Source organism: Hungatella hominis (assembly GCF_014288005.1).
GTDB classification, from domain to species: Bacteria; Bacillota; Clostridia; order Lachnospirales; family Lachnospiraceae; genus Hungatella; species Hungatella effluvii.
Map to the genome: position 1 here is coordinate 258,180 of NZ_JACOPB010000002.1, position 23,362 is coordinate 281,541.

At 50.9% G+C, this 23,362-nt stretch carries 17 protein-coding genes and 7 tRNA genes; 17 read left to right on the plus strand and 7 right to left on the minus strand.

Annotated elements, in window-relative coordinates; all coding sequences use genetic code 11:
* Nucleotides 1–259 precede the first annotated feature (259 nt).
* Nucleotides 260–2,011: an adenine deaminase gene (gene ade, locus H8S75_RS05455; RefSeq protein WP_187019944.1), complete on the minus strand. Its 1,752-nt coding sequence runs from the start codon at nucleotides 2,009–2,011 to the stop codon at nucleotides 260–262.
* Between the two features lie 31 nt (nucleotides 2,012–2,042).
* On the minus strand, nucleotides 2,043–2,873 hold the full coding sequence (locus H8S75_RS05460; RefSeq protein ID WP_187019945.1) for a purine-nucleoside phosphorylase: 831 nt from the start codon (nucleotides 2,871–2,873) through the stop codon (nucleotides 2,043–2,045).
* Between the two features lie 301 nt (nucleotides 2,874–3,174).
* On the opposite strand from H8S75_RS05460, the gene H8S75_RS05465 reads away from it, so the two are divergent.
* The 3 genes from H8S75_RS05465 to H8S75_RS05475 all read left to right on the plus strand — a co-directional run bounded on the left by H8S75_RS05465 (nucleotide 3,175) and on the right by H8S75_RS05475 (nucleotide 5,770).
* Complete coding sequence (locus H8S75_RS05465) at nucleotides 3,175–4,272, plus strand: ABC transporter substrate-binding protein (protein WP_187019947.1); 1,098 nt, start codon at nucleotides 3,175–3,177, stop codon at nucleotides 4,270–4,272.
* Nucleotides 4,273–4,392: 120 nt separating this feature from the next.
* The gene (locus tag H8S75_RS05470; RefSeq protein WP_002604588.1) at nucleotides 4,393–5,160 is read left to right on the plus strand and encodes an ABC transporter permease; all 768 of its coding nucleotides are present in this window, start codon (nucleotides 4,393–4,395) and stop codon (nucleotides 5,158–5,160) included.
* Between the two features lie 10 nt (nucleotides 5,161–5,170).
* Nucleotides 5,171–5,770 (plus strand): ABC transporter ATP-binding protein, encoded by a 600-nt coding sequence (locus H8S75_RS05475; protein WP_117622617.1) that lies wholly within the window; start codon nucleotides 5,171–5,173, stop codon nucleotides 5,768–5,770.
* Between the two features lie 59 nt (nucleotides 5,771–5,829).
* On the opposite strand, the gene H8S75_RS05480 is transcribed toward H8S75_RS05475, so the two are convergent.
* The 3 genes from H8S75_RS05480 to H8S75_RS05490 all read right to left on the minus strand — a co-directional run bounded on the left by H8S75_RS05480 (nucleotide 5,830) and on the right by H8S75_RS05490 (nucleotide 8,021).
* Nucleotides 5,830–6,543, minus strand: a complete 714-nt coding sequence (locus tag H8S75_RS05480) for a hypothetical protein (RefSeq protein ID WP_055656595.1) — start codon at nucleotides 6,541–6,543, stop codon at nucleotides 5,830–5,832.
* 205 nt (nucleotides 6,544–6,748) lie between these two features.
* Nucleotides 6,749–7,555, minus strand: a complete 807-nt coding sequence (locus tag H8S75_RS05485; RefSeq protein WP_187019949.1) for a glycosyltransferase family 2 protein — start codon at nucleotides 7,553–7,555, stop codon at nucleotides 6,749–6,751.
* 1 nt (nucleotide 7,556) lies between these two features.
* Nucleotides 7,557–8,021 carry a methylated-DNA--[protein]-cysteine S-methyltransferase gene (locus tag H8S75_RS05490; RefSeq protein WP_187020604.1) on the minus strand — a complete coding sequence of 155 codons (465 nt, stop codon included), beginning with the start codon at nucleotides 8,019–8,021 and terminating at the stop codon, nucleotides 7,557–7,559.
* Nucleotides 8,022–8,715: 694 nt separating this feature from the next.
* Here H8S75_RS05490 and H8S75_RS05495 point away from each other — a divergent pair.
* The 9 genes from H8S75_RS05495 to H8S75_RS05535 all read left to right on the plus strand — a co-directional run bounded on the left by H8S75_RS05495 (nucleotide 8,716) and on the right by H8S75_RS05535 (nucleotide 13,072).
* Nucleotides 8,716–8,790: transfer RNA gene (locus H8S75_RS05495), tRNA-Pro, on the plus strand.
* 54 nt (nucleotides 8,791–8,844) lie between these two features.
* Nucleotides 8,845–8,915 (plus strand) — tRNA-Gly (locus H8S75_RS05500).
* Nucleotides 8,916–8,918: 3 nt separating this feature from the next.
* A tRNA-Arg gene (locus tag H8S75_RS05505) sits at nucleotides 8,919–8,992 on the plus strand.
* 40 nt (nucleotides 8,993–9,032) lie between these two features.
* Nucleotides 9,033–9,108 (plus strand) — tRNA-His (locus H8S75_RS05510).
* 46 nt (nucleotides 9,109–9,154) lie between these two features.
* A tRNA-Gln gene (locus H8S75_RS05515) sits at nucleotides 9,155–9,226 on the plus strand.
* Nucleotides 9,227–9,230: 4 nt separating this feature from the next.
* Nucleotides 9,231–9,303, plus strand: a tRNA-Lys gene (locus H8S75_RS05520).
* 417 nt (nucleotides 9,304–9,720) lie between these two features.
* Nucleotides 9,721–9,803 (plus strand) — tRNA-Leu (locus H8S75_RS05525).
* 2,323 nt (nucleotides 9,804–12,126) lie between these two features.
* On the plus strand, nucleotides 12,127–12,573 hold the full coding sequence (locus H8S75_RS32600) for a hypothetical protein (RefSeq protein WP_243270209.1): 447 nt from the start codon (nucleotides 12,127–12,129) through the stop codon (nucleotides 12,571–12,573).
* A 292-nt stretch (nucleotides 12,574–12,865) separates the two neighbouring features.
* The gene (locus tag H8S75_RS05535) at nucleotides 12,866–13,072 is read left to right on the plus strand and encodes a hypothetical protein (protein WP_002604593.1); all 207 of its coding nucleotides are present in this window, start codon (nucleotides 12,866–12,868) and stop codon (nucleotides 13,070–13,072) included.
* A gap of 77 nt (nucleotides 13,073–13,149) precedes the next feature.
* On the opposite strand, the gene H8S75_RS05540 is transcribed toward H8S75_RS05535, so the two are convergent.
* Nucleotides 13,150–14,025, minus strand: a complete 876-nt coding sequence (locus H8S75_RS05540; RefSeq protein ID WP_187019950.1) for an AraC family transcriptional regulator — start codon at nucleotides 14,023–14,025, stop codon at nucleotides 13,150–13,152.
* Between the two features lie 161 nt (nucleotides 14,026–14,186).
* On the opposite strand from H8S75_RS05540, the gene H8S75_RS05545 reads away from it, so the two are divergent.
* The gene (locus H8S75_RS05545) at nucleotides 14,187–15,590 is read left to right on the plus strand and encodes a family 4 glycosyl hydrolase (protein ID WP_187019952.1); all 1,404 of its coding nucleotides are present in this window, start codon (nucleotides 14,187–14,189) and stop codon (nucleotides 15,588–15,590) included.
* A 248-nt stretch (nucleotides 15,591–15,838) separates the two neighbouring features.
* Here the strand turns inward: H8S75_RS05545 and H8S75_RS05550 are convergent, their stop codons facing one another.
* Nucleotides 15,839–17,395, minus strand: coding sequence for a PucR family transcriptional regulator (locus H8S75_RS05550; protein WP_187019954.1), 1,557 nt, complete (start codon nucleotides 17,393–17,395; stop codon nucleotides 15,839–15,841).
* 175 nt (nucleotides 17,396–17,570) lie between these two features.
* On the opposite strand from H8S75_RS05550, the gene H8S75_RS05555 reads away from it, so the two are divergent.
* From H8S75_RS05555 to H8S75_RS05570, 4 genes are read left to right on the plus strand one after another with little or no spacing between them, the layout of a single operon-like run.
* Nucleotides 17,571–18,077, plus strand: a complete 507-nt coding sequence (locus H8S75_RS05555; RefSeq protein ID WP_187019955.1) for a (2Fe-2S)-binding protein — start codon at nucleotides 17,571–17,573, stop codon at nucleotides 18,075–18,077.
* Nucleotide 18,078: 1 nt separating this feature from the next.
* Complete coding sequence (locus H8S75_RS05560) at nucleotides 18,079–20,346, plus strand: xanthine dehydrogenase family protein molybdopterin-binding subunit (protein WP_187019957.1); 2,268 nt, start codon at nucleotides 18,079–18,081, stop codon at nucleotides 20,344–20,346.
* Between the two features lie 7 nt (nucleotides 20,347–20,353).
* Entirely contained in the window at nucleotides 20,354–22,750 is a 2,397-nt protein-coding gene (locus H8S75_RS05565) for an FAD-dependent oxidoreductase (RefSeq protein ID WP_187019959.1), read from the plus strand.
* A complete protein-coding gene (locus H8S75_RS05570; protein WP_187019960.1) occupies nucleotides 22,737–23,360 on the plus strand; it encodes a nucleotidyltransferase family protein in 624 nt (207 codons plus the stop codon). Before H8S75_RS05565 ends, H8S75_RS05570 begins: the two co-directional genes overlap by 14 nt.
* Nucleotides 23,361–23,362: the final 2 nt, after the last annotated feature.

A 23,362-nucleotide genomic window follows, 5' to 3' on the forward strand; every position in this document is an offset into this window, starting at 1 on the left:
TGAATAAAATACTTGGTTTGAATGGTCGCTCATAGTGGCGGGGGGTGCGGGCAGAGCCCTGAAATGCCTCCGGCATTCCAGGGTCGCTTCGCTCGCCATACAGATACACCCGAAGCCGGCGCGGAATATGAAAGGCAAAAACGGCTTTTCATATTCCGCGCCGGCTTCGGGTGTATCTGCCTGGCTCTGCCCTTTGCGTACATTATCTCACATTGACATATTATTATCAATCAGAAAACTTCATCTGTGCTGTACTTTTTCACATACATCCAACCATGACATCCACGATCTCCTGCTTTTCTGCATCTATCAGTCCATATGTGTTTAACCTCAGCTTCGGAATTACCGGCAGACTGGCGAATGCCAGTGTCATAAACGGGTCGATCGACTTCGATATTCCCAGTTTCCCGGCTTCTTCTTTTAGCTTTTCAAGCTTTTCATCTACAGCTTCCGCCGCCTCTTCACTCATTAATCCGGCAATGGGCAGGGCAAGTTCGCCCAGGACTTTACCATCCGCTACTACCGCCAGGCCTCCGCGGTTCTTTCGTACCGTGTTTCCAGCCAGAACCATGTCGCCATCGTTGGTTCCTGCAATGATTAAATTATGGGAATCGTGGGCAATGCTGGTCGCTACCGCACCGTTTTTCAGTCCGTAGCCGCCCAAGAAGCCCAGCCCAATGTGGCCGGTGTCGTGGTGGCGCTCAAATACTGCCATTTTTACGATGTCCTGATCCACGTCCACACCTGGGGCGTATCCCTCATTTTCAGTCCATGATACTAGACGTTCCGTGGTGGTCAGCTCGCCTGGCGTTAAACATAATACCCGCACCTGATCACTCTTTTTTTCTATATGGAGCTGCTCCGGCACGATTTCCTTTAAATGGAAGGAATCTCCGACCCTTACGGGCGTGTCTATGTGCTTTATCTCCGCAGCCAGGATTCCTTCTTTCATGGAACCATTTTCCGCTACCAGCTTCCCATTTTTATATACCTGCTCCACACGGAAATTCTCAAAATCCGACACTACGATAAGATTCGCCTTGTATCCCGGCGCTACCGCCCCCCTGTCTTTTAACCCGAAATACTGAGCCGCGTTGTAGGAACCCATAATCACGGCGTGAACCGGGTCGGCGCCAAGGCTTATGGCTCTCCGTATGATATAATCAATATGGCCGAGACGGAGTAAATCGCCCGGATGCTTGTCGTCTGTCACCAGCATGCACCGGTGGTAGTATGGCTCCTGAAACAGCGGAATCAGCGCCTCTAGGTTCCTGGCAGCCGTGCCCTCCCGGATCATGATCCATTGGCCACGGCTCAGCTTCTCGATCGCTTCGGAAGCATCGGAACACTCGTGATCCGATTTCACACCGGCTGTCACGTAGGCGTTCAGTTCCTTGCCGGAAAGGCCGGGGGCGTGGCCGTCCACCAGCTTATTCCTGTCGAGAGCGCCCGAAAGCTTGTCGAGAATCCCACGGTCCGCCCTCGTGGTGCCGTAGGAATTCATCAGCTCCGCAAGGCCCAGCACACGCTCTTCTTTATAAAATGGTTCCAGCTTATCTGCCGATAACACGGCTCCAGACTCATCCAGACCGGTAGCCGGCACACAGGATGGGAGCATAAAGAAGACATCCAGCGTCAGCCCCTTCGTCCGCTCCATCATAAACTGGATTCCCTGGGTGCCCGCCACATTGGCGATCTCATGGGGATCGGTGATGACGGCCTGGGTGCCGTGGGGAATGACAGTGCGCTCAAATTCTCCCGGCGCCACCATGGAGCTCTCCAGATGAATGTGGCCGTCTATCAAGCCGGGACAGACGACTGCTCCCTTTAAATCTATTTCCGTTACCCCTTCATAATCCCCCAGTCCCACGATGCAGCCGTCCTCGATGGCGATATCTGCCTGTTCCAGTCCGGCGGTAAATACATTTACAACGGTTCCATGCTTCAGTACCAGAGACGCCTTCTTCGCTCCGGCGGAAGCCAGAATCCGCTCTGACAGTTTCTTATCCATAAGATCAATACTCCCCTTTCTGTTCCTCTGGCTATCTGCCTGCCAGCTTTGTGACAGAGGCCGTAATCAGGCGCTTGAACAGCGGTGCCACACGGTCTGCTGTCTCCTGGACCTCGGTATGGCTCAGAGGCTCCTTGCTGATACCGCACGCCATGTTGGTGATGCAGGAAATACCGCAGACAGCCATTCCCATGTGATTTGCCGCCACAGCCTCACAGGCCGTGCTCATACCGACCGCATCCGCTCCCAGCGTCCTGCACATGGATACCTCGGAAGGGGATTCATAGCTGGGGCCGGTAAGCTGTAAATACACGCCCTCTTTTAACTCAATGCCCTCTTCCTTCGCCGTCTCTTTTATAATGTCACGCAGCTCTCTTCTGTAGATATCGCTCATATCAGGGAATCTCGGCCCCAGCTCGTCGATGTTAGCGCCGATCAGCGGTGACGGCACAAAGGTTGCGATATGGTCACGAATCAGCATGAAATCGCCCGCATGGAATGTGCCGTTAATACCGCCGGAAGCGTTGGTAAGAAACAGGATCTTCGCCCCCATAAGTCCCATGAGCCGTGCGGGAAGCACCACATCACTCATCGGATACCCCTCATAGAAGTGAACACGGCCCTGCATGATCACGACCGGAACGCCGTTTACATAGCCGAAGATAAATCTGCCCTTGTGTCCCGGCACCGTAGATACCGGAAACCCTTCGATATCTTTGTAATCAATGGCCGCGGCAACCTCGATCTCCTCCGCGTATTCTCCCAGACCAGAGCCTAAAACCAGTGCAATCTCCGGCTTAAAATCTGTCTTTTCCCGCACACTCTTTAAACAGCCCTGCAGTTTCTCATATACTTCGTTCATCTTGTCTTTATCCTCCTTCATTTCCTTTCTGTGATATAAGTATAAGTAATTACAGTATATCACAATTTATAATAGATCTGAACAGGTAAAATGGAAACCAGTAACATTTTGACAAAACCTGCCAGGTAATGGTATACTGGAATTGTTCGTTCTAACCCGAAAGGATTACCTGACGGAGAAGGCGAGGAGAAATCATCGATCGCGGGATTCCCCATGCCTTTTTGGTGTGGTTTTTTTATTTCATAGTCAAGTGACTATGCCGCCGGGTTATTGATACGGACAGAAAGCGAGGATGATAATTATGAAAAAAGTATTACCTGTACTCATGGCTCTTGCCATGACGGCGGCGGCTCTTACCGGCTGTGCAAAGAACGGCGGTGAGACAGCGGCTGAAACCACAGCAGCGGCTGCCACAGAGGCTGCTGCCGAGACAACTGAAGAAGAAACCACAACAGCTCCTGAAACGGAAGCGGAGACGGAAAGCGCCGGCGCTGCGTCTTCTGACTTTACGCTTCGCGTCGGTTCCTTAAAAGGGCCTACCTCCATGGGACTGGTCGAGCTGATGGATCAGGCGTCAAAGGGCGAGGCAAAAGGTTCCTATGAATTCACCATGGTGACCGCAGCCGATGAACTGCTTGGAAAGATCGTGAGCGGAGATCTCGATATCGCTCTGGTGCCTTCCAACATGGCCTCCATCATTTTCAACAAGACCAACCACGGCGTTAATGTTTTAAATATCAATACTCTGGGAGTTCTGTACGTAGTATCGTCCGATGACTCCATCAAATCCATCGCGGATTTAAAAGGAAAAACCGTTTACTTAACCGGCAAGGGAACGACACCGGATTACGCACTTCAGTACTTATTGAAGGCAAATGGTATGACCACGGATGATGTCACTCTCGAATACAAATCAGAGCCGACCGAGGTTGCCGCTCTCTTAAAAGAAAAGCCGGATGGTATCGGACTTCTTCCGCAGCCATTCGTCACAGTGGCCATGGCCCAGAATGACACCCTCAAGATGGTGCTCGATCTGACCAGGGAATGGGAAGCCGTATCCGGTGAGGACGGCGGAAGCCTCGTAACGGGTGTAACCATCTGCCGCGGTGAATTATTCGAAGAACATGGTGATGCAGTCAAAACATTTATGGAAGAACAGAAAGCATCTGCCGCATTTGCCAATGAGAACGTAGCCGAGACAGCCAAACTCGTAGCAGCCGCGGGCATCATCGAAAAGGCCCCGGTGGCAGAAAAGGCGATTCCATACTGCAGCATTACCTATATTGACGGAAGCGATATGAAAAACATGCTCTACGAATATCTTTCCGCTCTGTATGAAATGGACCCGACCACAGTGGGCGGCGAGCTTCCTGCGAAAGACTTCTTTTATATGCCATAAATAATGAATAGTTAAGTATGTATCCGGCGGCCGGTCTCCGGCCGCTGAATTTTTGCAGTAAGCTGTCTGGTAAATTTAGTACGGTTAAGTTCAGACAAAATAAGCGAGGAGGGTCACACCATGAAACCATCAGGTCTGGGGCGAAAAGCCGGCATCATCTGTTTCTGGCTGGTGCTCTGGCAGTTTATCAGCATTGCCGTTCACAATTCCATTATCCTGGTCGGCCCCGCGGAGGTTGCGGGGGCGCTGATTGCCCAGATCTCCACGGCGGAATTCTGGAGGACGATCGGCCTTACCTTCGGCAAAATCAGTACCGGCTTCTTAGGCGCGTTCCTGGCCGGCATCCTGACGGGAAGCGCCGCCTGCCGTTTTCCATTCTTAAAGGATTTGCTGGAACCCGTCATGGTTCTTGTCAAATCGGTGCCGGTGGCTTCCTTCGTCATTCTGGCGCTGATCTGGATCGGTTCCAGAAACCTGTCAGTCTTTATCGCGTTTCTGGTGGTATTTCCCATGATCTACATCAATACCATCGCCGGGCTTCACAGCGCGGAGCCCCAGCTTCTGGAGATGGCCAGGGTCTTTCATATGTCGGGCTGGAAGAAATTCCGTTACATTTACTGGCCCGCCCTGCTTCCCTATCTCATAAGCGGCGCCAATATCAGTCTGGGCATGAGCTTTAAATCCGGTATCGCAGCCGAGGTCATCGGTGTGCCAGACCACTCCATCGGTGAAAAACTCTACATGGCAAAAATCTATTTGAGCACAGCGGATCTATTTGCCTGGACTCTGGTAATCATTGTCATCAGCGGCCTGTTTGAAAAGGTCTTCATCGAGCTTCTAAAGGCGGCAGAACGCCAGAACAGAGCGAAAAGAAAGCGGGGTGCGTGAGCCAATCACTATGGAAATTACAGTAACGAATCTCTCAAAATCATTTGACGGGCGACAAGTCTTCAGCCAGGTCAGCCAGACCTTCCGGACCGGAGACATATACTGCCTCATGGGCACCTCCGGCTCGGGAAAGACCACCTTCTTCCGGATTCTTCTCGGACTCGACCAGCCTGACAGCGGAACGGTATCCGGGACAGAGGGCGCATTCCTCTCGGCGGTCTTTCAGGAGAACCGCCTGTGTGAATCTTTCTCTTCCCTCGATAATGTGCTGATGGTCTTCCCGAAGGTAACGAAGGAAATACGGGAGTCCGTAAAGGAAGATTTATGTAAACTTCTCCCCGAGGAATCCATCTACCGGCCGGTCTCCACCTTAAGCGGTGGAATGAAGCGGCGTGTTGCCGTCTGCCGGGCGCTGGCGGTGCCATTTGACGCGGTCCTCATGGATGAACCGTTTACCGGTCTGGATGAGGACACACGAAGAAAGGTCATCGAATTTGTCAAACAGAAGACAGCCGGAAAGCTGGCGATTATCAGTACCCATCAGGAGGAGGATGTCCCCCTTCTGGGCGGCAGTCTGATCCGCCTTACGGCAGAAGAAAAAGGGATATGACCCCATCACTCCGGGTCATATCCCTTTTCTCTTACTTGTTCCAATCCGTCAAAACCGGATTATTTAATCTTAAATGATTTTACTGCCTCTTCAACCTGCTTGGAAACGGCCTCATCAGTTGACATAACCGTTCCTGTCGCACAGGAGTAGGTCTGCTTTGCCGCGTCATAAGAACCGGATTCAGCAAGGTAGTGAATCCCGTCGTTAGGATTCGTGTACTTCATGGAGTACTGGAAGGTCTGGCTTCCGTCATCTTTCGTCTTCACATCGTAGGAAAGAATCGCCATGTCATCGCCGCGGCTCACCATATTCTTGTATTCTTCCGCTGTATCCGGATAAATCTCACGGATAGAGTCTGCGGAACTGCCGCTGATCGTCATGATTTCCAGCATGTCGTCACCGCTTGCGGAAAGGAAGGTCACATATTCATCGTCGCTTCCCTCATCGATGGTCCAGCCGGCCGGAACCTTGATCTCAAACTTGCCGTTGGCTGCCTTAAATACGCCGTCGGAACCAATCTCACCCGCTGCAGATGCGGTAGTTTCTTCCGCGGCCTCATCAGCCTCATCCATCTCTTCCTCTTCTGCCTGGTCTTCTTCCTCTGTACTTTCAGCTTCTGACGCTGTCGTCTCTGCCCCGGTAGTGGTTACTGCCTCTGTCGTTGCCTCTGTGGAAGCGGTTGTCTCTGTCTTATCTTTTGATCCGCATGCAGTTACTGCCATCATAACGGCTGCCGCCACTGCCAGCGTAATGATCCTGCTGTTCTTTCTCATAATAATCTCTCCTCATAATCTGTCTTAACTTGTTGCGACGAAGAGGATTATAACATGTTCAGATTCTTTTGTATAGTGTATTAAAAGAACCGAAAGAATCACAAACAATTCTTAATAAACTTTATGTTCTGTTTATCATGTTCTCATTATTTTCCTTTTGTTACCGGCCGGAATCCGCGCCATGCGGAGCCGGAAAACAGGCCTCTCAATGGCCGTCCGAAGCGATGGAGATCAGGAATCGATTGATCTTCCCTTTATTTTCCTCGTAGAGGTCAATATTTTCATAAAGTTCTTTATAATAGGTAAATATAAACTTTTTCGTCTGAATCGTATTCTTCATCGTGGCTTCCTTCGCCACCAGGCTGTTCTTCGTCTTCACGTAATAGTAGGTGGGATACGGCAGCGCACAGATGCGCTCCGCGTAACAGAGGTACTGAAGGTTGAATAGAAAATCTTCACACCAGTTCAATTCCCTGCTGCATCGAAGCATATGTGTGTTCAAAATGTCCCGGCGGTACAGTTTATTCCACATGACTCCGTAGTAAAAGTTGGCCGGTTTTTCCATCATGTGCTCCGCAAAGCCTTCCCTGGTCATAACCTCGTATTCCTTGATATGGCCTTTTCTTCTTATTTTATCATGGTTGACACGGAAAAAATGGGTGATGACCATATCGCAGGAGCTATGCTCTGCCGCGGATACCATCATCCTCGTGGCATCCGGGGTGACCCAGTCATCACTGTCCACAAACTGCAGGTATTTCCCCTCTGCCTGGTCCATTGCCAGATTGCGGGCGTCGGATACCCCGGACTGCTCCTTGCGGATTACTTTGATCCTGGCGTCCTGCTTTGCATACTCACGGCATATTGCCAGACTCCCGTCTTCACTTCCGTCATCTACCAGAAATACCTCCAGCTCCTGGTAATCCTGCTTTAAAATACTGTCAACACACCGCTTCAGTGTCTTCTCCGAATTATGAATTGGAACAATTATACTCACCAATGGCAGCTGCACGTTACTTTCCTCCCCGCTCTGTTTCCAGCAGCTTTATTTTAATAGGAAGTCCGCCCCCATACCCGGTCATGCTCCCATCCGCACCGATTACCCGGTGGCACGGAATCAGAATCGGGATGGGATTGTGGTTATTGGCCATCCCCACCGCCCGGAATCCTTTCGGGCTTCCGGCAAGGACCGCAATGTCCCTGTAGCTTCTCGTCTCCCCATAAGGAATGGTCAGAAGCGCGTCCCAGACTCTTTTCTGAAATGGTGTTCCCTCCGGTCTCAACGGCAGATCAAATGCCGTGCGCTTACCGGCCAGATACTCCGCAATCTCTTTGGCGGCCTGGAGCGTTAAGTCTGTTTCCTTTTGAACGCCCTCCTTCAGAGGGATTCTGCCGAAGCTGATACTGCTCACCGCGCCGTCCGTATCTCCTATGGTGAGCGGACCCAGTGCGGATTCGTAAAATTCATAATAAAGCATGGGGATTTTCCTTTCTATGGATATCATCTGTGGCTCTCTTCGATCGCAGTCCGCGATCGATGTCTTCTACCGGCTAGTATACCATAAACAGGCGGTTTCGGCACCCATTTGGCGGCTTCCCGCCGGATTTTATATTTCTTCTCCCATTTTTCAAGATTTCCTCATATTTCTTTAAGTTTTTTTATGAAATGTTTATGGTGCGGACAAATTTATGACACAATTTTCTCCTATACTAAATAATGTAAAGGAACCCCACCCTTTTAACATTGACTTTTTATTTTTCATACTCGGCCGGCAGTAACCCGATGGTTACTGCCGGCCCCTCCCATTTATGGGGGATTTTTTATTTTATAGCAGTTCAGTCTTAGCTTCCAGCTGCCGCTGTCCGGTCCGGCGCTTTCGTTTTCTGGACCTTTCCTGTGACTTTGCAGGGCATTAACAGTTCTTAATGCGCAGAATTTTCCCTGGCTTTTAGTAAAATCCTGTACATTTAGAAATGCTTATGCCCGAAACCGGAACTGGAAAGGTCCAGGAAACGAAAGCGCCGGACCGGGAAACGGCAGCTGGAAGCTAAGGCTGAACTGCTACTTTTTTTTATTTTTTTCAAATAACGGTTGACAAGTTTTGCAGTATCGTATATAATAACTCTTGCGTCGCGAGACGGTGGATAAAAATTACAGAGAAATTCTGTTTACGGGGTGTGGCTCAGCTTGGCTAGAGCGCCTGGTTTGGGACCAGGAGGTCGCAGGTTCGAATCCTGTCACCCCGATGATAGTAAAAAGATAACATTTGTTATTTTAACTACTGTCTCTCATGTTTATCTGCGGGTGTAGTTCAATGGTAGAACACTAGCCTTCCAAGCTAGATACGTGGGTTCGATTCCCATCACCCGCTTGTGAGTCTGTAGCTCAGTTGGATAGAGCAACGGCCTTCTAAGCCGTGGGTCGGGGGTTCAAATCCCTTCAGGCTCGTTTCACATCAATTAACCAGCGATGTGTGCGATTTGTTTATGGTGGGTATGGCGAAGTTGGTTATCGCGCCAGATTGTGGCTCTGGAGGCCGAGGGTTCGAATCCCTCTACTCACCTTTCCCTTATAGGGAATTTTTTTTTATCTGGAATTATCATACGATATTGGGCCATCGCCAAGCGGTAAGGCACAGGACTTTGACTCCTGCAGTCGCCAGTTCGAATCTGGCTGGCCCAGCTTTGGGATACTAGCTCAGGTGGTAGAGCACTTGACTTTTAATCAAGTTGTCCGGGGTTCGAGTCCCCGGTGTCTCAGTAATGACATGGTATGTAAAGACCAGCCAAAAAAGTCGTCGAGTACGACTTTTTTTTGTGGAGTAAAGCTTCCTCTTTTTACGTTCTCATTTGACATTATTTTATCACTCTGTGCGACGCAACATACGGTACCTGAAAAACTTTTAGGCTACCTAAATATTTTTGTATATTCTGTATTCAATCTAGTATTTTCCTAAATATTTTTTAGATACTATGCGGATTGCCCTTTTTCCTCCTCCTGTATATAATAATGGTATCAAAGAAAGAGAGGTGTTACATATGACATATTTAGCATATATCGTAGTATTCTCACTGCTGGCATTGGAAATCTATCCGATTATCCGCAAAGGTGCTCACAAAGCTTAATTATAAATTCTTGACATTTCCGCCCTCAGATGGTATCATCCATTGGTGTCAGCGGGTATGGCGGAATTGGCAGACGCGCCAGATTTAGGTTCTGGTGGGAGACCGTGCAGGTTCAAGTCCTGTTACCCGCACCAGAAAGTCCATACTTAAACCATTTGTAAAAATTTACGGTGGTTTGGGTATTAGCAAATTCAATAGATCTAAGCAATGAAAGATGGGCAGCCGGTTTCGGTAGCCCATCTTTCATTTTTGGGCCACATTTCTCAAACTCACCTTCCAGCGTAACATTTCGGGGAAAAGGATTGAATCAAACGGTTCCTTATACTCAGCATCAAGCGTCAAATCCTCAGAAACCAGTATCCGCTTACAGCCTGAATAAACATTCTTTTTTGTAAATCATCAGCCAGCTTATAGACTTTGCCACATTCATCCAGAAGTTCAAATGTATTAGTCAGTTTTTGTTCAGATTTTGCATGTACCGTTTGATTCTTGCAGACAAATGGAATCGAAGCGGATGGTTGGGCAACGCTATGACCTGATTAGGTACGCTTCCAGGGTTTTGTAGAATGGATGTGTATAAGTGACAAAAGCGACGCCGTTGGCCAGAGTGAACCGAAACTTCCTTATCGAAAATGACCTGACGCTATTTAAATATAACAGAAATGTTGACGATTCCAAGCTCTATGCCAAACCATCATATCATGTAATTATGAAGCAAAATGAACATAGCTACCATTCATAACAGGTGAACTATTTCCACTATCCAGAATAAAATTATATTAGAAGCTTGATACTCATCTGGTTTCTAAGATTCATAATGGAAGAGGGGATACAAACATGAATATATATAACTGCATGGATGAAAATTACCATAAAAACTGTAATAACTGCTGCAACTGCTCTTGCTGTCGAGGACCACAGGGTGTACCTGGCCCTCAGGGGGTACCCGGACCACAAGGCCAACAGGGACCAACCGGACCACAGGGCCAACAAGGACCGCAAGGCGTACAGGGACCACAAGGCGTAACCGGGCCACAGGGCGAACAGGGACCGCAAGGCGAACAAGGACCGCAAGGCGTAACCGGGCCACAGGGCGAACAGGGACCACAGGGCGTACAAGGGCCGCAAGGCGTAACCGGGCCACAGGGCGAACAGGGACCACAGGGCGTACAAGGGCCGCAAGGCGTAACCGGACCACAAGGCGAACAGGGACCGCAAGGCGTAACAGGCCCACAGGGCGATCCCGGACCGCAAGGCGTAATTGGGCCACAGGGCGATCCCGGGCCACAAGGCGTAACAGGCCCACAGGGCGATCCCGGACCACAGGGCGTACAGGGACCGCAAGGCGTAACCGGACCACAAGGCGAACAGGGGCTACAGGGTGAACAGGGACCACAAGGCGTAACCGGGCCTCAGGGCGAACAGGGACCACAAGGCGTAACTGGGCCACAAGGCCAACAGGGGCTACAGGGTGAACAGGGCCCGCAAGGCGTAACCGGACCACAGGGCGATCCCGGACCACAGGGCGTACAGGGACCGCAAGGCGTAACCGGACCACAAGGCCAACAGGGGCTACAGGGTGAACAGGGGCCACAAGGCGTAACCGGGCCACAAGGCCAACAGGGGCTACAGGGTGAACAGGGACCGCAAGGCGTAACAGGGCCGCAGGGCGAACAGGGACCACAAGGCGTAACAGGGCCGCAGGGCGATCCCGGACCGCAAGGGGTAACCGGACCGCAAGGCGTAACCGGGCCACAGGGCGAACAGGGACCGCAAGGCGTAACCGGGCCACAGGGCGAACAGGGACCACAGGGCGAACAAGGACCGCAAGGCGTAACTGGACCACAAGGCGAACAGGGACCGCAAGGCGTAACTGGACCTCAGGGCGAACAGGGACCGCAAGGCATACCCGGTTCGCAAGGCGTAACCGGACCACAAGGCGAACAGGGGCTGCAGGGTGAACAGGGGCCACAAGGCGTAACCGGGCCACAAGGCGAACAGGGACCACAAGGTGCACCTGGACCACAGGGTGAACAGGGACCACAAGGCATAACCGGACCGCAGGGTGTAACCGGGCCACAAGGCGAACAGGGTGAACAGGGATCACAAGGGGTACCTGGGCCTCAGGGCGAACAGGGACCACAAGGGGTACCTGGACCTCAGGGCGAACAGGGACAACAAGGAGTAACCGGGCCGCAGGGCGTAACCGGGCCGCAGGGCGTAACAGGTCCGCAAGGCGAACAGGGACAACAAGGGGTAACAGGGCCGCAGGGTGAACCCGGGCCGCAAGGGGTACAAGGCCCACAGGGTGAGCAGGGACCGGAGGGCTCCTTTAATCCGGGAGATGTTCTGTTTTATATAAACGGTAATGGTGGCCCAATCCCCATTAGGTTTGGAGAGGATTTAAACTTTATATCCCCCAATTTAAATATTAATTTATTTGACAATCCAGCAACTGTGGAAATTGATGGTAAATCAACGCAAAATGCATTTGGCGGTCTTTATTCCAATATTGATCAAACATTTGTTTTTACCACCAGCGGCCAGATTGAACAGGTACAACTCAATAATTTTATGCCTTCTTTTGATGTTGGGACAAATCCAAACGAACTGCAAATTTTTATTCCAGGTGAATACGAAATTAATTATATGATCCGTATAGCCCCAGTTGAGACGCCAGACCAGACAATTTCGGCGGGAGTACGGCAAAACGGCAGCTTCATCGATTCCACATTGCAGTACAGCACATTATCCACAACTGATAATACGATCTTACAAGGAAGCGTCATTGAGTTCCTAAGCGGTACCGTTGATCTATCGTTTTCTTCCACAGGATCCGCATCTTTTAATTTGACTCCGCTTACGAACGCTACTCTTACGGTAGAACGTGTTTCACCATTTTGATAAAAAGATCAGGCTATATAATAATTCTCACTAATCGCAAGAATCTTAGAGCGGTAAGTCACGGCTTTTTCCAGCGAATGGTTTAAGCACGGTACAGATATGCGCAGTAATAAAAATGTTAAAAAGCACCGGGATTCCATATATTTACTGGAATTCCCGGTGTTTTCTATGTTCCTCTTCTTTCCTGCCGCCTTGCCAAACGGCTTTTCCCGGTCCATTCATCTGTCAGCAGAAGTTTCCTGCATATTTTCTCCCAATGATACAGAAACTACTGCAGACAGGAGGTATGATCATGGCAAAAGCAGGAATGAGAAGACCCAGTCCTTATGATGCGGATAATCATGGAACCGAAAATCATCATAAAATGAATCGTCCTGAGAATGAGCAGGCCCAGGTACCCGAAATTCAGGGCGCCGCTAAAAATGGTAATGCAAAAGCCGGCCCCATCCATGCACCCAACTGGGCCAGAGACGATTATAAGACTGGGGATCATGAATAACTGAGGTTATAGGATCGCGGCAGGGAGGCGGGGAAATGAAATCCCCCCTGCTTGCCTTTCTCAAATGAATCTTCCCTCTACCCCTCCATATCCCCACAGCAAATCCTTCTATACTTAAGCGGAGTCTTATCCGTCAATTTCTTAAACACCCGTTCAAAATACGTCACACTCTCAAATCCCAACAGCTCCGAAATCTCTGTTACCGAATACTCACTGCCCGCCAGCAGTTCCTTTGCCTTCCGGATCCGGGTGATATTCCGGTACTCATTGACGGAGAAACCAGTCACCTCCCGAAAGATCCTGCTCAAATACGACTTGCTGATGAAGAACCGTTCCGCCAGGTCCTCCAGCGATTCGTCTGTGTCATAATGGTGAAGCAGATAGTCGGCCACCTCATGAACCTTCTGGTGTCTGGCCGTCTGCACTGTGGAAATCTCCCCGCCCTGCTTATTAAATACCCGGTTCCTGCGGCAGCGGTAAATGAGCAGAAGAATCTCCGCCAGTTTCAGCTTTACCATCCCATCGTATTTTCCCTGCTTTTCCCTTAACTCCTCCCGAATCTCGAACAGCAGGCGCTTCACCTGCTCCCACACCTTTTCCGGAAGCTCGGTTACGCCATAGTTCTCCTCGAACATCCTGGTTAACGGAACCACTCCCGCCTGCTCCAGCAATGGGCTGAAGCCTTCCTGGCTGATCTGCAGAAGGATCCTGTCGTGATACGACTTCCCGGCCAGACTGGTCTTGTGAATCTGCTGGCGGTTGACCAGAACCACCATCCCCTTTTTTACATGGTAGGTCTCCCGGTCAATAAAGTAGTACCTCTCTCCTTCCAGCAGAAAATACAATTCAAAGCTGTCATGAAAATGTTTGGTCTGCATCGTAAATTCGTAGTCGCGGATCACCTCATCAATGGTGAGCCCCGTCATTTTCTCTGAAAATACCGTTTGTTCCATCCTCTGCCTCTTCCTTCATTTTAAAAACAAGTAGCCAAAAGTACGAAAATACTATAAAAAGCATCGATTCTATAAGATTTATAATACTATACTGCTGTATAATTAGCAATAGAAAGAAATGAGACACGAAAGCAGAAAATGCATAGAAGGAGGATTTTACCATGAAATACGAAAACAACAAAGTCCGTGATTTGAACATCGCTTATATCGGCGGCGGCTCCAGAGGCTGGGCCTGGACCTTCATGACCGACTTGTCCATGGACGATTCCTTAGGCGGAACCATCCGTCTTTACGACATCGATGAGGCTGCGGCCAAAAATAATGAAATCATCGGAAATAAGCTGACTTCCAGAGAGGATACAACTGGAAAATGGAATTACGTTACCTGCAGCACCATCGGAGAAGCGCTGAGCGGCTGTGACTTCGTCGTAATCTCCATTCTGCCGGGCACCTTTGATGAAATGGCAAGCGATGTTCATCTGCCGGAACGCCTCGGCATCTACCAGTCCGTCGGCGACACCGCAGGCCCTGGAGGAATGATCCGCGCCCTGCGCACCATTCCCATGTTTGTAGAAATTGCGGAGGCCATCAAAGAGTACGCTCCGGAAGCATGGGTCATCAACTACACCAACCCCATGACCTTATGCGTGAAGACGCTGTACCATGTATTCCCGCAGATCAAGGCATTTGGATGCTGCCACGAAGTATTTGGCACCCAGAAGGTATTAAAGGGCATCTGCGAGGAAACCTTTGGTCTGACCGATATCGACCGCCATGACATCAACATCAACGTACTGGGCATCAACCATTTTACATGGCTCGACAAGGCTTCCTATAAAGGAATCGATCTGTTCCCGGTTTACCGTGATTACATCGACAGCCACTACGAAGAAGGCTACAACGAGCCAGACAAAAACTGGGCCAACAGCACCTTTGACTGTGCCCACCGCGTTAAATTTGATTTATTCCGCCGCTATGGTCTCATCGCTGCCGCAGGCGACCGTCATCTGGCAGAGTTCATGCCGGGCAGCGAATACTTAAAAGATCCCGAGACCGTATCTTCCTGGAAATTCGGCCTGACCACAGTAGACTGGAGAAAGGCTGATTTACAGAAGCGCCTCGACCGCAGCCACCGCCTCGTATCCGGTGAGGAAGAGATAAAGCTTGAACCTTCAGGAGAGGAAGGTATCCTGTTAATCAAGTCCTTATGCGGCTTGGAACGCTCCATCAGCAATGTCAACATCCCGAATACTGCCCTTCAGATTGCCAATCTCCCGGCAGACGCCGTGGTAGAAACCAATGCCGTATTCAGCTTAGACAGCATCCAGCCCATCGTCGCCGGCACCATACCGGAGCAGGTAAAGACCTTAATTGCTCCTCATGTAGAAAATCATGAAAGAATCTTAAAAGCTGCACTTACATACGACCGCGCCCTCGTCTGCGAAGCCTTCCTCGCCGACCCGCTTGTCAAAGGACGCGCATCAGAGGAAGAAGTACAAACTCTGGTAAACGATATGATCGCCAACACCCTAAACTACCTGCCAGACGGCTGGAAAGAAAACTAAAACTAAACTTTTATTAAAAGGATGCTCCGCCTTGTCACCCCCAGGCCGGAGCACCCTTTTTCCTTCCACCATTTAATCTAATCTAATCTAATCTAATCTAATCTAATCTAAGCTAAGCTAACCTAACCTAACCTAAACTAACCTAATCTAAGCTAATCCCCCCAATCCAAAAACTACGCTTTACCTCCTTACAAAGCCAGTACCCAGCCTCACTCCCGCTCTCCACAAGCTCTGAGGCGTCCCCATCCTCACTCCCCTTCTCTTGGTATCGTCCCACTATAACACCCGCTCTTCATCCACAGCGGAAGCAGCTTCGCCAGCACGCTGAACAGAAGCCGTCCCTCATCGCTGGAGAGGTCCGCATCCCACAAATCCTCGATCAGCTTAATCCGGTAACGGACAGTATTAACATGTGTATAAAGTTTGTCCGCCGTCTTCTGGTAATTGAACTTACATTTGACAAAGACCCTTACGGTCATCGCCAGGACATCCCGTTTTTCCTCATCCATCTGATTCAGAAGTTCGTCCATTTCCCCCAGCATCTGGTTGATGGGCCATGAATTCTCCGGGTAGTTGAGCAGCCGGTAGATTCCTAAATCGTGGTAATAGCAGATCCGCTCGCCGTACTCCAGAAGTCCGGCGATATGGGCTGCACTTTCCGCCTCAAAGAAAGCGGTAACCGCCTGGGAAATGGTGTAATACCGGCTCACTCCCGCCCTGCACCGTTTGCCGGCACGGTCTAAAATATCCAGCAGACGACGGCCAAAATGGTCCACGTCTTCCGTCGATGCAAACAGCCGCAGACTCCCTTCCGCCGAAAAGCTGTAACAGAGCTTCTGCGGAAAATAATGATGGATCAGATAGGACAAATACTCCTTTTTTCCGTCCGCTGTGCCGTCTGCCTCCAGATCCCGAAGAACCAGCGCATATCCTGATTCCGGAAACAGGTTCGTCACCGACGAATCCGGCATCTGCCCGCCGCAGATCATTTCAATCGCGGCCTCAATCCGGCGGGAACGCCGTTTGTAATCGTCAATACCGGTACAAAGAATGGAAGCGTAGTTTAAAAGTATGTAATCCGATGGCTCGAATATTCCCTCTTCTCCAATCAGGCAGAGCACGCCAAATGGCAGGCGGTTTTTAAACAGCTCCGCCTGCAGCAGCATTTTCTTCGAACGCGACGAGAAATAGAGGCTTACATGAGACAACGAAGATTTCTGCGGCTCCTTCCGCCAATAAGCAGGATAGAAAACAGCCTCATTCAACACTGGAACCGATGGCTTCACAAAGGTATCCTGACCTACAATCAGCGCCGCCTGGCAGCCGGTCCAGTAATTCAGTCCATCTAAGAGAGAATCCGTTCCGCTGGTGTAAAATCGGTGCTGAAGATCTTCCAATACCCGGTCATACGCTCTTACGGTTCCATCTGTCCTGGACGCGATCAGATGAGAATACTCATTTATCAGTGATGCGAAATGTTCCGCTGCCGCAGTCCCGAAGACCAGTTCCCTCTCACAGCATGCCTTTGCCAGCGCATCAATCCTTTCATCTTCCTCCCCGGACAAATCCGCGAGAAATCCTGCCGCCCCGCGGCCTTTTAGCTTCTCCAGCCACATGGCCAGCTGCTCTCTCCCACTGGGAATCAGGCCGCCGTATACCAGAAGCAGACTCTGCGGCTCCCATACTGCCGGCCCGGACCTGCAAATAAAAGCCAGGCCGCTGACCTCTTTCTTATAAAAAGGCGTTCGAAAACAGCACTCTGAAAAAGTCCCGCATCTGGCCAAATACTCCAATTTTAATTTCATTTCCGGTGAAGCTCCTTTCCCTACAAAAACATGGCTTACTTTTTGTAGATTACCTGTCTCACACCTGTGTTATAGTTATTTTAGGCATAATGATATATTTTTGTCAATAACGTTTTACTTTTTTAGTTCATTATTATAGTTCGGCAAATACCAATGTAAGGAGGTTATAAAATTTATGAGCGAAAACAAGAAATCGGTCACAATCACCGTCAACGGTGATGTGTACCAGCTGGGTGTGGGGAATGCGGTGGGTGAGATTGCTCCCGCGGACACACTGGCAGAAACGCTGCGTGAGCGCCTTCTGCTGACGGGAACCAAGATTTCCTGTGATGACGGCGCCTGTGGCTGCTGTACCGTCATCATGAACGGGAAAGCCATACCGTCCTGTACGGTGCTGACCATCGAGTGCGACGGCGCCGACATCCGTACCATCGAGGGACTCCAGGACCCGAATACAGGCGAACTGGATAAGGTACAGCAGGCGTTTGTCGACCATTCCGCGTTTCAGTGCGGATACTGCACACCGGGAATCATTATGACGACCGAGGCACTGCTGGCGGAAAATCCACATCCGGATGAGGAAGAGATCAAGGAAGCTCTGGCCGGAAATTACTGCAGATGCATCAGCCATTACCAGGTGCTGGAGGCCGTGAAGCAGGCTGCCGAAGAAGGGAGTGAATGATATGGGTAAGGAATTCAGATATGTGGGCAAGCCGACTCCCCGAATAGACGGCAAAGCCATTGTTACAGGATCCGCGGAGTACGCGAACGACATACATATGCACGGAATGCTCTACGGCCGGATTAAAATGAGTCCACATCCTCACGCCATGATAAAGAAAATTGATGTGAGCAAAGCCCTGGAGCTTCCTGGAGTAAGAACCATCCTGACCTATGAAAATGTCTTTGACTGGATTACAGGGATGCCGGCTCAGAAAAGGATTCTGGACCGTCATGTGCGTTTCGTCGGCGACCCGGTGGCGCTGATTGCCGCCACGTCAAACCGGACTGCTGAAGAGGCGGCTGATTTAATCGAAGTGGAATATGAAGTACTCCCCGCCGTACATGACTTAGATGAGGCCATTGCTGACGGAGCCCCGCAGTTATACGAGCAGTTTCCGGGCAATATTATCGAGCGCGGCTGCCCGCCTTTCGGCCCCAAGGCCCTGCAGGAGCTGGTCATGGGAGATACAAAAAAGGGCTTTGAGGAATGTGCTGTCGTCGTAGAAGGCACCTCAAAGTATGAGACAATATCCAATCCGCTTCCTGCTGAGAGTCCGGGACTCGTGGCCTGGTGGGATGGACCCAGCCAGTGCAGCATGAAGGGCAGTTTTCAGAGCCCAAACATCCAGAAAATGATCATGCAGCTTGCCATGCCCGGTGTCACCGTCCGCGTCACCTCCACCAATGTAGGTGGAAGCTTTGGAAGCAAGAACACGGTTCCCATGGAAGGGCTCTACTGTGCCGCGCTGGCAAAAGCTTCCGGCAGACCGGTGAAGCTGGTCATTTCCAAGGAAGCTCATCTGTCCACTTATATGCTCCGTTTAGGCAGCCGTCTGACTGCCAAAGTCGGACTGCTGGCCGACGGAACGGTTCACGCCTATGAAGGAACCTGGCTTGTCGGTTCAGGCGTTCACTCTGATTTCGGTCAGGGTCAGATCGCCAACGGTTTAGGACGCGCCATGCTGTTGCTCAACAAATGCAAACACTGGAATTACCAGCCCCATCTGGTCGCCACCAACCGCTGCCGTTCCGGTGGTATCCGTGGATTCGGCGGACAGGAATCTTATGCATCTCTCGTTCCGGTTCTGTCCATGGCCATGGCGAAGATGAATCTGGATCCTGTGGACTTTTTCAAGAAGAATATGTGTGACATCAACGGCGGCTACTATTGGGTCGAGGGACACTGGTGGGAAAACCATTTCTTAAGCTATAACGATGTCATGGATCATGCAGCCGAACACTTCGGCTGGAAGGACAAATTCGCCGGTTGGCTGAAACCTTACAAGACTGTCGGAAGCAAGCAGTATGGCGTGGGCTGCTGTGTCCACGGAAGTGCCGACTGTGGTATGCTGCACGGTGAGGCTTTCGTCAAACTGGACGGCTGGGGAACGGCCAATATCAACGTCTGTATCGCTGAATCCGGAATGGGACAAAGATCAGCCGTTGTGAAAATGGCTGCTGAAATTCTAAATCTTCCATTGGATAAAGTAACCATTTCTACGCCTGACAGCCAGGATAACCCATGGGACTGGGGACTGGCCGGATCGAGAGGGACTCTTGTATATGGGCGCATGGTAGGCGACGCGGCCCGAAGTGCCAGAACACAGCTGCTGGAAGGCGCAGCCGCCATTCTTCACTGCCCTGCCGAAATGCTGGATACGCGTGACGGAATCATTTTCATGAAGGACAATCCGGAAGTCGCGCTTCCATGGATTGCCGTGTTAGGGCCCATGAACACCATTACAGGCCATGGCGTCTTCGAAATGGATCACTCCAAGCCATGTTTCATGATCTCATTCGTCGAGGTGGAAGTGGATACCGACACCGGAGACGTAAAAATTGTTCGCATAGTAGAGGGAACCGACGTTGGTCAGGTCATTGATCCCTATTCCTTAAAGATGCAGTTAGAAGGCGGACTGGGAAGCTGCGGAAGCGACAGCGCCATCAACGAGGAGATGATTCTGGACGAAAAGACCGGAAAATTCCTGACTAACAACCTGGTTGATTTTAAGTGGAGAGTCTTCCCGGATCTTCCGACCTTTGAAACTCATATTGAAGAAACCCCCAATGATTTAAGCGCATTTGGAGGAATCGGAGTCGGTGAGATATCCGGTGCTCCGTTACCGGGAGCTATTATAATGGCGGTTTCCAATGCAATCGGCATTCAGCTTATGGATTATCCTCTGACACCGGATCAGATCCTTAAGGCGTTAGGAAAGGCGAGGTGAACACCAAATGAAAAATTTTAACCATACGGATGCAGAGAGCTTAAGCCAGGCCGCAGGCATTTTAAAGGAAGAACAGCAAAATGCCCGAATTATCGCAGGCGGGACGGATCTGCTCAGTGTCTTAAAGCATAAATTAGAACCTGATTACCCGGAAACAATTGTGAATATCAAATCCATTGAAGGACTGAACCACATCGAGGAGGACGAAGACGGCTTAAAGATTGGTGCGACTGCCAAACTCTGTGATATTGCGTCCTCGCCTCTGATTCAGCAGGAATACGGTGCGCTGGCCGACGCCGCAAGAAGTGTGGCGACTCCCTTAATCCGCAACCTTGCCACCATCGGCGGCAATCTCTGTCAGGAAGTCCGTTGCTGGTACTACCGCTATCCCGATGAAATCGGCGGCAGAATCCAGTGTCTCCGCAAGGGAGGCGATACCTGCAACGCCATGACCGGCGAAAATAAGAACCATTCCATTTTCGGAGCCAGGAAGGTAAACTTAAGCGGCTGTTCTTCCAATTGTCCCGCCCATGTGGACATCCCGGAATACCTTGCAAAGCTGCGCGCCGGCGATATGGACGGCGCGGCGGCGATCCTGCTGGAGGCTAACCCGATTCCGGCCGTCACCTCCCGTGTCTGTACCCATTTCTGCCAGATGAACTGCAAGCGGAAGGAGTACGACGACAATGTCAACATTGGAGGCATGGAACGGTACGTGGGTGACTATATCCTGGAACACAGCGACCGGTTTATGGTGCCGCCGAAAACAGACAGCGGCAGGCGCGTTGCCATCGTAGGCTCCGGCCCCGCCGGTTTAACTGCAGCATTCTATTTAAGGAGCCGTGGGCACAGCGTCCGGGTGTACGATAAAATGGAGGAAGCCGGCGGACTTCTCCGCTATGCGATTCCGGAATACCGTCTGCCAAAGGAGATCGTCAGAAGCTTAATCTCCGCTATGGAACACATGGGGATCGAATTCCTGACAGGCGTTGAGATCGGAAAAGACATCCCGGTGAATGATCTGGTGGAACAGTATGACAGCGTCTTTCTAAATACGGGCGCCTGGAAACGGCCTCTGATCGGGCTCGATGGGGAAGAACTCACCACCTTCGGCCTGGATTTCCTGATTGAAGTCAATAAATGGATGGAAAGCAAGATCGGCAAAGACATCATCGTTGTCGGCGGCGGAAACGTGGCGGTGGACGTGGCAATCACAGCCAAACGTCTGGGCGCTGCAAACGTGGTTATGGCGTGTCTGGAACCGGAAAATCAGATGCCGGCAAGCGAAGAGGAATTGAACCGCGCCAGAGAAGAAGGCATCACGATCCTCCCATCCTGGGGGCCTAAGGAGATTCTCCGCGGCAATGGGGAAATCGTAGGGCTCGTCTTAAAACGCTGTACCGCCGTCTTCAATGATCTGGGTCATTTTGCCCCATCTTACGATGAAAATGAAACTACCACACTTCACGGCAGTTCCATCCTCATGGCGGTAGGCCAGAAAACCGACCTCTCCTTCCTGGGTGAGGCGCTGGAGTTGGAGGTCAGCCGCGGGCTGATATCCGTAGACCCTGCGACTATGAAAACCAGTGTAGATAAAGTCTTTGCAGTCGGTGATGTCACGACCGGACCGAAAACGGTGGTGGACGCCATTGCAGACGGCAAAAAAGCTTCTGTCGCAGTCCACTGCTTTATGACCGGCGAGACGGAAGGGGACGCGAGACACCCGCTTGGCGGGCTGATTACCTTTGACGCCTCCTGTACCGGTCACTCGACAGCCGCCAGGCTGCCGGAACGCCCGAAGGAGGAGCGTGGACTTCATCTGGAGGATTCCTATGGACTTACGTGGGAACAGGTGCAGGAAGAGGCAAAACGCTGCTTTAACTGCGGCTGTCTCGCTGTGAACCCCTCCGATGTGGCAACCGTCCTCACCGCAATGGATGCAGAGATCGTAACCAGCAAACGCAGAGAGCCAATCGGGGAAATGATGAAGAAATCACATTGCCGGCTGGTGGAAGAGGACGAAATTGTAACGGAAATTCGAATTCCGGCTTCCGCAAAGAACTACCGGATCGGCTATGATAAGTTCCGTGTCAGGGATTCCCATGATTTCGCCGTAGTCAGCGTTGCCTCTGCCTGCAAGGTACAGGATGGCGTCGTCACAGATGCAAGAATTGTATTGGGCGCCGTCGCCCCGATTCCGCTGCGCGCCAAGGAGGCGGAAGCTTATATCATCGGAAAAACAGTCACTGAGGAGCTGGCCTCTGAAGCGGCTGAGATCGCCCTTCAGGGAGCGCTTCCGCTTTCCAAAAATGGCTATAAAGTACAGATTGCCAAGACTCTGGTACGGAACTCCTTGTTAAACGCCAGAACTCCACTGAAGAATGATGCTTATGGGAAGAATTGAAGCAATACTTTTAGCCGCGGGTTATTCTTCCAGGATGGGGCGTTTAAAACCTCTTCTGCCCATAGGAGGGACCACGGTGATCCGCAGGCAGGCCGAAGTACTTGACGGCCTGACCGACCGGACCATCGTGGTGACCGGTTACCGTGGAGATGAAGTGGAAGCACATTTATCCGGAAGCCGCGTGACAACGGTCAGAAATCAGGCCTTTGCGGAGGGTATGTTTACCTCGGTAAAGGCCGGGATTCTGGCTCTGGACCAGGAGGTTTCGGCATTTTTGATTCTGCCGGTAGACTACCCGCTGGTAACACGGTCGCTGATAAAAGACCTGATAGAAGAATTCCACCGCTCGGGAGCTCCCGTCCTGTATCCCTCTTTTTCAATGCGGAAAGGCCATCCTCCTGTGATCTCGGCCGCCTGCATTCCGGAGATACTGTCTTATCAGGGCGATGCGGGACTAAAAGGAGCACTGACACCATTTAACAGCGAATCGAAATATTTTTCAGCGAAGGATGAGACCTGCATCATAGATATGGACACGCCGGAGGACTATAAAAAGGTGCTGGCGCTGGAGGCAAGGCTGCATCAGAGGCTTTTCACTGCCGCCAGGTAACG

Bases quoted from the DNA above. Each gene is read 5' to 3' on its own strand.
- H8S75_RS05550 (WP_187019954.1), bottom strand. From the start codon at position 17,395: ATGAAATTAAAATTGGAGTATTTGGCCAGATGCGGGACTTTTTCAGAG.
- H8S75_RS05545 (WP_187019952.1), top strand. From the start codon at position 14,187: ATGAAATACGAAAACAACAAAGTCCGTGATTTGAACATCGCTTATATC.
- H8S75_RS05540 (WP_187019950.1), bottom strand. From the start codon at position 14,025: ATGGAACAAACGGTATTTTCAGAGAAAATGACGGGGCTCACCATTGAT.
- H8S75_RS05470 (WP_002604588.1), top strand. From the start codon at position 4,393: ATGAAACCATCAGGTCTGGGGCGAAAAGCCGGCATCATCTGTTTCTGG.
- H8S75_RS05465 (WP_187019947.1), top strand. From the start codon at position 3,175: ATGAAAAAAGTATTACCTGTACTCATGGCTCTTGCCATGACGGCGGCG.
- ade (WP_187019944.1), bottom strand. From the start codon at position 2,011: ATGGATAAGAAACTGTCAGAGCGGATTCTGGCTTCCGCCGGAGCGAAG.
- H8S75_RS05480 (WP_055656595.1), bottom strand. From the start codon at position 6,543: ATGAGAAAGAACAGCAGGATCATTACGCTGGCAGTGGCGGCAGCCGTT.
- H8S75_RS05460 (WP_187019945.1), bottom strand. From the start codon at position 2,873: ATGAACGAAGTATATGAGAAACTGCAGGGCTGTTTAAAGAGTGTGCGG.
- H8S75_RS05560 (WP_187019957.1), top strand. From the start codon at position 18,079: ATGGGTAAGGAATTCAGATATGTGGGCAAGCCGACTCCCCGAATAGAC.
- H8S75_RS05565 (WP_187019959.1), top strand. From the start codon at position 20,354: ATGAAAAATTTTAACCATACGGATGCAGAGAGCTTAAGCCAGGCCGCA.
- H8S75_RS05475 (WP_117622617.1), top strand. From the start codon at position 5,171: ATGGAAATTACAGTAACGAATCTCTCAAAATCATTTGACGGGCGACAA.
- H8S75_RS05570 (WP_187019960.1), top strand. From the start codon at position 22,737: ATGGGAAGAATTGAAGCAATACTTTTAGCCGCGGGTTATTCTTCCAGG.
- H8S75_RS05555 (WP_187019955.1), top strand. From the start codon at position 17,571: ATGAGCGAAAACAAGAAATCGGTCACAATCACCGTCAACGGTGATGTG.
- H8S75_RS05535 (WP_002604593.1), top strand. From the start codon at position 12,866: ATGGCAAAAGCAGGAATGAGAAGACCCAGTCCTTATGATGCGGATAAT.
- H8S75_RS05490 (WP_187020604.1), bottom strand. From the start codon at position 8,021: ATGCTTTATTATGAATTTTACGAATCCGCACTGGGTCCGCTCACCATA.